The 7,361-nt window shown below is 71.7% G+C and carries 6 protein-coding genes and 1 pseudogene; 3 read left to right on the top strand and 4 right to left on the bottom strand.

Features of this window, described 5'->3' with window-relative positions:
• Positions 1-37 precede the first annotated feature (37 nt).
• A complete protein-coding gene (locus tag AB0D93_RS41160; protein WP_362131780.1) occupies positions 38-1,885 on the top strand; it encodes a cellulase family glycosylhydrolase in 1,848 nt (615 codons plus the stop codon).
• Positions 1,886-1,941: 56 nt separating this feature from the next.
• Here AB0D93_RS41160 and AB0D93_RS41155 read toward each other — a convergent pair whose 3' ends face one another.
• Entirely contained in the window at positions 1,942-3,195 is a 1,254-nt protein-coding gene (locus tag AB0D93_RS41155) for a YncE family protein (protein ID WP_362131777.1), read from the bottom strand.
• A 138-nt stretch (positions 3,196-3,333) separates the two neighbouring features.
• On the opposite strand from AB0D93_RS41155, the gene AB0D93_RS41150 reads away from it, so the two are divergent.
• Positions 3,334-3,996, top strand: a complete 663-nt coding sequence (locus tag AB0D93_RS41150) for a TetR/AcrR family transcriptional regulator (RefSeq protein WP_362131774.1) — start codon at positions 3,334-3,336, stop codon at positions 3,994-3,996.
• A 90-nt stretch (positions 3,997-4,086) separates the two neighbouring features.
• A complete protein-coding gene (locus AB0D93_RS41145; protein WP_362131771.1) occupies positions 4,087-5,112 on the top strand; it encodes an alcohol dehydrogenase in 1,026 nt (341 codons plus the stop codon).
• Between the two features lie 30 nt (positions 5,113-5,142).
• Here the strand turns inward: AB0D93_RS41145 and AB0D93_RS41140 are convergent.
• The 3 genes and pseudogenes from AB0D93_RS41140 to AB0D93_RS41130 form a co-directional block, all read right to left on the bottom strand.
• Positions 5,143-6,182 (bottom strand): annotated as a pseudogene (locus AB0D93_RS41140) (glycosyltransferase).
• Between the two features lie 145 nt (positions 6,183-6,327).
• The gene (locus AB0D93_RS41135) at positions 6,328-6,666 is read right to left on the bottom strand and encodes a hypothetical protein (protein WP_362131768.1); all 339 of its coding nucleotides are present in this window, start codon (positions 6,664-6,666) and stop codon (positions 6,328-6,330) included.
• Positions 6,663-7,361, bottom strand: a 699-nt coding sequence (locus tag AB0D93_RS41130; protein ID WP_362131764.1) for a cbb3-type cytochrome c oxidase subunit I, incomplete at its 5' end; no start/stop codon positions are given. The genes AB0D93_RS41135 and AB0D93_RS41130, both read right to left, overlap by 4 nt.

Raw genomic sequence — 7,361 nt, 5'->3', positions numbered from 1 at the left:
GGGCTCGGGGTGGCAACTGCCTATTGCCGGGTGGCGTGTGGGGGTTGCCCGGGCCGCCCCCCGTGCATGCGGGGGGGCGGGGGCCCCCCCCCCCCCCACCGCCGCGACCCCCGCCCTCCCCGCCGGCTCCCTCTGGTTCGACGGCGCCCCGCTCACCGTGCGGGGCGGCCGCTTCACCGACGGCCAGGGGCGCGAGATCGTCCTGCGCGGCTACAACGTCTCCGGCGAGACCAAGCTGGAGGAGAACGGCGGCCTGCCCTTCGCCTCCGTCGCCGACGCCCGCAGGTCCGCGAGCGCGCTGCGCGCCCTCGGGGGCGCCAACACGGTCCGCTTCCTGCTCTCCTGGGCGCACGCCGAACCCGTGCGCGGCCAGGTGGACACCGGTTACCTCGCCGCCGTCACCGAGCAGATGCGCGCCTTCCTGGACGAGGGCATCCGCGTCTTCCCGGACTTCCACCAGGACCTGTACTCCCGCCACCTCTTCGACAGCGGCAGCTGGTACACCGGCGACGGCGCCCCCAAGTGGGCGGTGGACGCCGGGGATTACCCGGCCGAGTCCTGCGGCATCTGCCTCTTCTGGGGCCAGAACATCACCCAGAACGCCGCCGTGCAGCAGGCGCAGCACGACTTCTGGCACAACGCCCACGGCCTCCAGGACGCCTTCCTCACCACCGCGCGGACGACCATGGAGTACCTCCGGCAGCACTTGAACGGCGCGGAGTTCGCGGACATCGCCGGATTCGACCCGTACAACGAGCCCTACGCGGGCAGTTACGACTCCGGGCAGACCTCCCGCACCTGGGAGCGGGACCTGCTGTGGCCGTTCTACGAGAAGTTCCGCGCCCGTATGGACGTCGCCGGCTGGCAGGACAAGCCCGCGTTCGTCGAACCCAACCTCTTCTGGAACGCCAACATCTCCACCCAGAAGCAGGAGGGCGGCCTGCTGGACGCGGGCACGCTCGGCCCCGGCTACGTCTTCAACACCCACTTCTACGACCAGAAGGCCATCTCGGGCATCCTGATGTGGGGCAAGGCCGCCGACGGCCAGTACGCCTCCGACTTCGCCGCCGTCCGCGACCGCGCCGCGGCCGCCGGCACCGCGGCCGTGGTCAGCGAGTTCGGCCACCCGCTGTCCGGCGCGGTGGCCGACAAGGCGCCGACCGTCCTGAAGGCGATGTACCAGGCCCTCGACTCCCGTGAGCCGGGCGCGCGTTGGTGGACGAACCCGGCCGCCTCCGGCCCGGTGCTCTCCGGCACCCAGTGGCAGTGGGACCTCTACAGCGGCCGGCACCACGAGCTGATGAACGGCAACCCCGACAAGGTGCTCACCTCCGGCGACGCCTGGAACGACGAGGACCTCTCCGCCGTACGCCTGGACGACTCGGGGAACGTCACCCTGCGCCAGGACGCCCGACTGCTGGACCGCCTCTACCCGAGCGCCACGGCCGGTACGGCCCTCGTCTTCACCTACGAGGACCGCTCCCGGGACGGCTCGACGACCCTCACCTGGAACCCGGTGCCGTCCTCGCTGCCGAACGTGGCGAAGCTCGTGGGCTCCGGCCAGTACGGAGTGCTGGTGTGGCGCTCCGGCGACGGCACCGCACCCACCGAACTGCACCTGCCGGCGTCCTTCGCCACCGCGTCGACCACCGTCGTCTCCGATGTGGGCACGGCCTACGCCCCGCCCGCCTACACCGGCGCCGCCACACCGGTCGCCGTCGCCCCCGAGCCGGGCGGCACCGGCAGCCGCCGGCTGCTGCTCACCGACACCGACTCCGGGGCCCTGCACTTCGCGCTGGTGACCAACGGGGCCACCGCGCCCTCGGCGGACCTGCTGACCGCGGCCAGGTCCGAGCTGGCCGGGTGGCTGGCGGCGCACTTCTGAGCAGGAGCCGTACGGCCCCCGGGAGGAGTGGGGTCGCCCCGGAGGCCGTACGGCGCTCAACTCCCGGCCGGACCCGTCCAGTCGGCCGGGACGTGCCCCAGCCGGACGCGCTGCGGATGGTCGCCGACCGGTATCGACAGCACCTTCTGGCCGGTGGCGAAGTCGATGGCCGTGACCTGGTCCGCGCCGGCCTCGGAGATGACGCAGTCCTTGCCGTCCCCGCTCACGGTCGCCCAGTACGGGGTCGACGCGGTGATCAGCGGGCCGACGTCGAAGGAGGCCCGGTCGACCACGGTCGCGTAGTTGTCCATCGTCCCGGCGACGCACAGCTTGGTGCCCTCGGGGTTCATCGAGATGCCGTGGTGGCGCGAGTCCAGCAGCCAGGTGGTGCGGTCCGGGTTGGTCGCCGGGTTCCCCGGCAGCGTCTTCACCCGGGTGATCTTGTCCGTGGCCACGTCGTACTCCAGGAAGCCGTTGAAGAACGACACCTGGAAGTAGAGCTTGGACCAGTCCGGCGTGAAGGCGGCGGGCCGGACCGCGTCGGAGAAGTCCTTCAGTCCGGCGGCGTCCAGCCGTTGCCGCATGTCGATGGTCCTGACCTGCTTGAACGTGGTCGCGTCGACGATGGTGATGTGCCGGTCACCCTTGGTCCAGTCCCAGCCCGGGTCGTCGAGGGAGGTGGTCACCTCGCCGATGGACATGTTCCAGATGTACGTGCCGCCGTTGGTGAAGAAGTTCTCGTGCGGCTTGTCGCCGGTACCGAACTCACCCAGTTCCCTACCGGTGTTGATGTCCAGCACCTGGACCTTGTTCGCGGTGGACGCCGAGACCGCCACCCGGGTGCCGTCGGGCGAGACCGCCATGTGGTCGGCACGGTAACCGGCCACCGGGAAACGCCAGTTGACCTTGTCGGTGGCCAGGTCGATGGAGACGACGTCGGCGAAGCTGGGGCGCGAGACGACCACGGACCTGCCGTCGGGCGTCGAGTACATGTCGTCCGCGTACTGGTCGTGTCCCTCGCCGACCTCGTTGCGGATGGACGTGTAGTAGATCCACTTGATCGGGTCGGCGTTGATCTCCGCCAGCCGCTCCGCCTTGTCGGGGACGACGTTGATCCGGCCGATCTTCGCGAAGTCGCCGGAGGACTTGATGACATCGGCGGTGCCGTCCCAGTTGTTGCCGACGAACAGCACCTCCCGCAGACCGCCGGAGCCGTCGCCCGCGGCGGTGGCGGCGGTCGCCGGGCCGGCGAAGGTCAGGGCGAGGGCGGCGGCCACGGAGCACAGGTGCCTGGTTCTGGAGGCAGGCATGACTGCTCTCTTTCCTCGGGGAATCTGAACACGGGCGCATTCACAGTGAACTTACTGAAAAGTAAGGAGCGAACCGCCTGTCCGACAAGATGTGTGCACGACAAGATTGGGGGAGCAGCCGGTGGACGGAGGGGACTTGTGACGGGCAGGCTCAAGGCGCCGACGGGCCGCTACCGCGGCCGTTCCGCCGAGGAACGGCAGGCCGAGCGGCGCCGGCGCTTCCTGGACGCGGCCCTGGAACTGTTCGGCGGCGCACCCGGCTACCGGGGGACGACGGTCGCCGCGCTCAGTCAGGCCGCCGGCCTGTCCACCCGCCAGTTCTACGAGGAGTTCCGCACCCTGGAGGACGTCCTCGCCGCGCTGCACCTCCAGGTCAACGGCTGGGCCGAACAGGCGGTGCTGGACGCCCTCGCCACGGCGGACGGGCTGCCGCTGGCCGAGCGGGCCGCCGTGCTCTTCCGGGCCTACGCCCGCGACGTCACCTGCGACCCGCGCCGCATCCGCGTCACCTTCGTGGAGATCGTCGGCGTCAGCCCCCGCCTGGAGGAACAGCGGCTGGCCCGCCGGGCGCGCTGGATCGGCCTCATCCGGGCCGAGGCCGACGCGGCGGCGGCGCGCGGCGAGGCGGCGCCCCGTGACTACCGCCTCGCGGCGGCGGCCTTCATCGGCAGCGTCAACGGCCTCCTGCACGACTGGAGCGCCGGCTGGGTGGACGCCACCCTGGACGAGGTGGTGGACGAGCTGGTCCGGCTGCTGCTGGGCATGCTCAGGCCGGAGGGCTGGCGGCCCCCGGCCGGGTGACCGGGGACCCGAGGGGTTCGACGCGCGGGATCGGCCCGGACCTGGTGTGCTGGACCGGGGGCCCGTCGTACCCGTTCTCCGGAGAAGCGCATGAGTACGTATCGAGTCGCGCAGGTGACCGCTCCGAACGGCACGTTCGAGCTGGCCGAACGAGAGGTGCCCCGGCCCGGGCCCGGCCACGTCAGGATCGCCGTGGAGGCCTGCGGGATCTGCCACAGCGACGCCATGTTCGTGAGCGCCGCCGTACCGGGTGTGACGTTCCCGGAGGTCCCCGGACACGAGATCGCCGGTCACATCGAGGAGCTGGGCGACGGCGCTCAGGACCACGGCTGGCAGGTCGGTGACCGGGTGGCGGTCGGCTGGTTCGGCGGCAGCTGCGGCCACTGTCCGCCCTGCCGCAAGGGCGACTTCATCGTGTGCGTCAACCTGAAAACCCCCGGCTGGGCGTACGACGGGGGCTTCGCTGAGAAACTGGTCGCGCCCGTCGATGCCCTGGCCCGCATTCCCGAGGCGCTGGCGGCGAGCGACGCCGGGCCCATGGCCTGCGCCGGGGTCACGGTCTTCAACGGACTGCGGCGCAGCTCCGCCCGGGCCGGCGACCGGGTCGCGGTGCTGGGTCTCGGCGGCCTCGGGCACCTGGGGGTGCGGTACGCGGTGGCGATGGGCTTCGAGACCGTGGCGATCGCCCGGGGCGCGGAGAAGGCCGACTTCGCCAAGCAGCTGGGCGCCCACCACTACGTCGACAGCACCGCCGGCACCCCGGTCGCCGAGGCCCTCCAGTCCCTCGGCGGCATGAACGTCGTCCTGGCCACCGCGGGCAGCTCCGAGGCCATCACCGCCACCGTGGACGGCCTCGCCCCGCGCGGCGAGCTCGTCGTCATCGGTGCGGACGCCGAGCCACTGGGCATCAGCCCGATCCAGCTCCTCATGGCCGGCCGGGTCGTACGCGGCCACCCGTCCGGGACCGCGCAGGACGTGCAGGACACCATGGACTTCAGTGCCCTGCACGGCATCCGCCCGATGACCGAGACCGTGCCGCTGGACGACGTGGCGGAGGCCTACCAGAAGATGCTCGCCGGCAAGGCCCGCTTCCGGATGGTGCTCACCAACGGCTGATCGCGGGCACCGCGGGACCGGCCCGGCGGGTCAGCCGCCGAGCCGGTCCAGTGCCGCCAGTACCGGGGCCGCGCCGTTCTCGGCGCGGATGCGGGCGCCCAGGGCGCGCGCCCGCTTCCCGTACTCCGGCTCGCGGGTGGCCCGTACCAGGGCCGAGGACAGCGCGTCCACGGTCAGGCGGCGCAGCGGTACGACACCCGGGGCGACACCGAGCGCCACCAGCCGTGCGGACCAGAACCCCGCGTCGAACTGGACCGGCACCGGCACCGCAGGCACCCCCGTGCGCAGCCCGGCCGCCGTCGTCCCCGCGCCCGCGTGGTGGACCACGGCGGCCATCCGCGGGAAGAGCAGCGCGTGCGGCACGTCGTCGATGGTCAGCATGTCGTCGCCGGTGGCCACTGAACCGGCCGGCATCCGGCACGGCGGCGCTGCCCAGCCCGACGAAGACCGGCGCGGGGCCCGCCTCCAGGAACTCCCGTACAGCTTGCGGGAGTTGCGTCTCGGTGTCGTAGGGCCACCAGTAGCCGCTCACCGTGAGACCCGGCCGCCAGTCTCGGGGCCGGGGCACCACCAGCGGGCTGAAGCCGTGGTGCACCGACCACAGCCGCCGCTCCCGGGCCCGCCGTGCGGCACCGGCCCGCGTCGGCGGCAGCCCCAGCGAACTCCCTGGTTCCGGCGAGGGGTTGCAGATAGGTGCCCATGCTCGGCAGTTCCAGCCCCTCGGCGATGGTGTGGCCGAGCGGGGCCAGCGAGGCGGACAGCAGCAGGGCGTCGCTGTTCCGGGCCGCCGTGATCAGGTCCTCGGTCATCCGCCCGACGACCCGGCGGGCCATGCCCGCCAGGCGCAGCAGCTTCCCGGCCTCACTGGCGCTGCGGTGCAGGCCCCGGCCGCGCGGAGACTCCAGCTCCGCCCGGGGGTCGACCGGCAGTGCGTGGAACCGTGTGCCGGAGCCCGCCACCAGCGGCTCGAAGCGGGCGTGGGTGACCAGGGTGACCTCGTGTCCGGCCCGGGCGAGCCGGTGGCCCAGCCCGGTGTAGGGGGCCACATCGCCCCGGGACCCCGCCGTCATGATGGCAACGCGCACGACGGCCAGTATGGCGTCGTTCCCTCCCGCTCGGGACCAACGCCCCGGCTTTCCGGAGGGTTCACCCTCGTCGCGGCCGTTGACTCCCCTCCTGGGCGGCTCTACCGCCGGCGCGGCTTGTTCGGCTTGCCTACGCGGCGGCGGACACCACCAGCAGGCCCGCCGCCGCGAACACCGCGCACCCGAGCAGCAGACATGCCAGCAGGCGCTGTCGCAGTGCCCGGTAGCGCCGCTCGTACGTCTGCCGCAACTCCTCGGCGCGCTCGGCCGTGCGCTGCCAGGAGCGGCGGGACAGCGTCAGGTACTCCGCTTCGAACTCCCGCTCCAGTACGTCCCGTTGGATATCGGTGAGCCAGCCCAGCCGGGACGCCGTGCGCGCCGCCGCCGTACGGCCCTCCTCCCGTGCGGCGGCGAGCAGCAGATGCCCCTCGATCTCCCGCACCAGCGCCCGTTCGTCCGGCTCGGTCATCGCGCCCTCAACTCCCGGTGCCGGTCGGGGGTTTCGCCGTGATGCAGGTCGAAGGCGGGGGACTCACTGCGGATCCGGGGCAAGGCGACGAAATTGTGGCGCGGGGGCGGGCAGGAGGTCGCCCACTCCAGGGAGCGGCCGTAGCCCCACGGGTCGTCGCTCTCGACCCGTTCGCCGTACTTGGCCGTCTTCCACACGTTGTAGAAGAAGGGGAGCATGGACGAGCCGAGCAGGAACGAGAAGATCGTCGAGACCGTGTTGAGCGTGGTGAGTCCCTCGACGGCCAGGTAGTCGGGGATCCGGCGCTGCATGCCGTTGGTGCCCAGCCAGTGCTGGACCAGGAAGGTGCCGTGGAAGCCGATGAACAGCGTCCAGAAGGTGATCTTGCCGAGGCGCTCGTCGAGCATCCTGCCGGTCCACTTCGGCCACCAGAAGTGGAAGCCGGAGAACATGGCGAACACGACCGTGCCGAAGATGACGTAGTGGAAGTGGGCCACCACGAAGTAGGTGTCGGAGGTGGCGAAGTCGATGGGCGGCGAGGCGAGCATGACTCCGGTCAGTCCGCCGAAGACGAACGTGACGAGGAATCCCATCACCCACAGCATCGGTGTCTCGAAGGAGAGACTGCCCTTCCACATCGTGCCGATCCAGTTGAAGAACTTCACACCGGTCGGTACGGCGATCAGGAACGTCAT

The organism is Streptomyces sp. NPDC048191 (assembly GCF_040652655.1).
GTDB lineage: Bacteria > Actinomycetota > Actinomycetes > Streptomycetales > Streptomycetaceae > Streptomyces.
The sequence above is the reverse complement of the archived record's forward strand: the minus strand, read 5'-3'. Positions and strand labels throughout refer to the sequence as shown.

What these genes read in the sequence shown, in the direction of transcription:
- AB0D93_RS41155 (WP_362131777.1), bottom strand. Translation starts at nt 3,195, where the DNA reads ATGCCTGCCTCCAGAACCAGGCACCTGTGCTCCGTGGCCGCCGCCCTC.
- AB0D93_RS41145 (WP_362131771.1), top strand. Translation starts at nt 4,087, where the DNA reads ATGAGTACGTATCGAGTCGCGCAGGTGACCGCTCCGAACGGCACGTTC.
- AB0D93_RS41135 (WP_362131768.1), bottom strand. Translation starts at nt 6,666, where the DNA reads ATGACCGAGCCGGACGAACGGGCGCTGGTGCGGGAGATCGAGGGGCAT.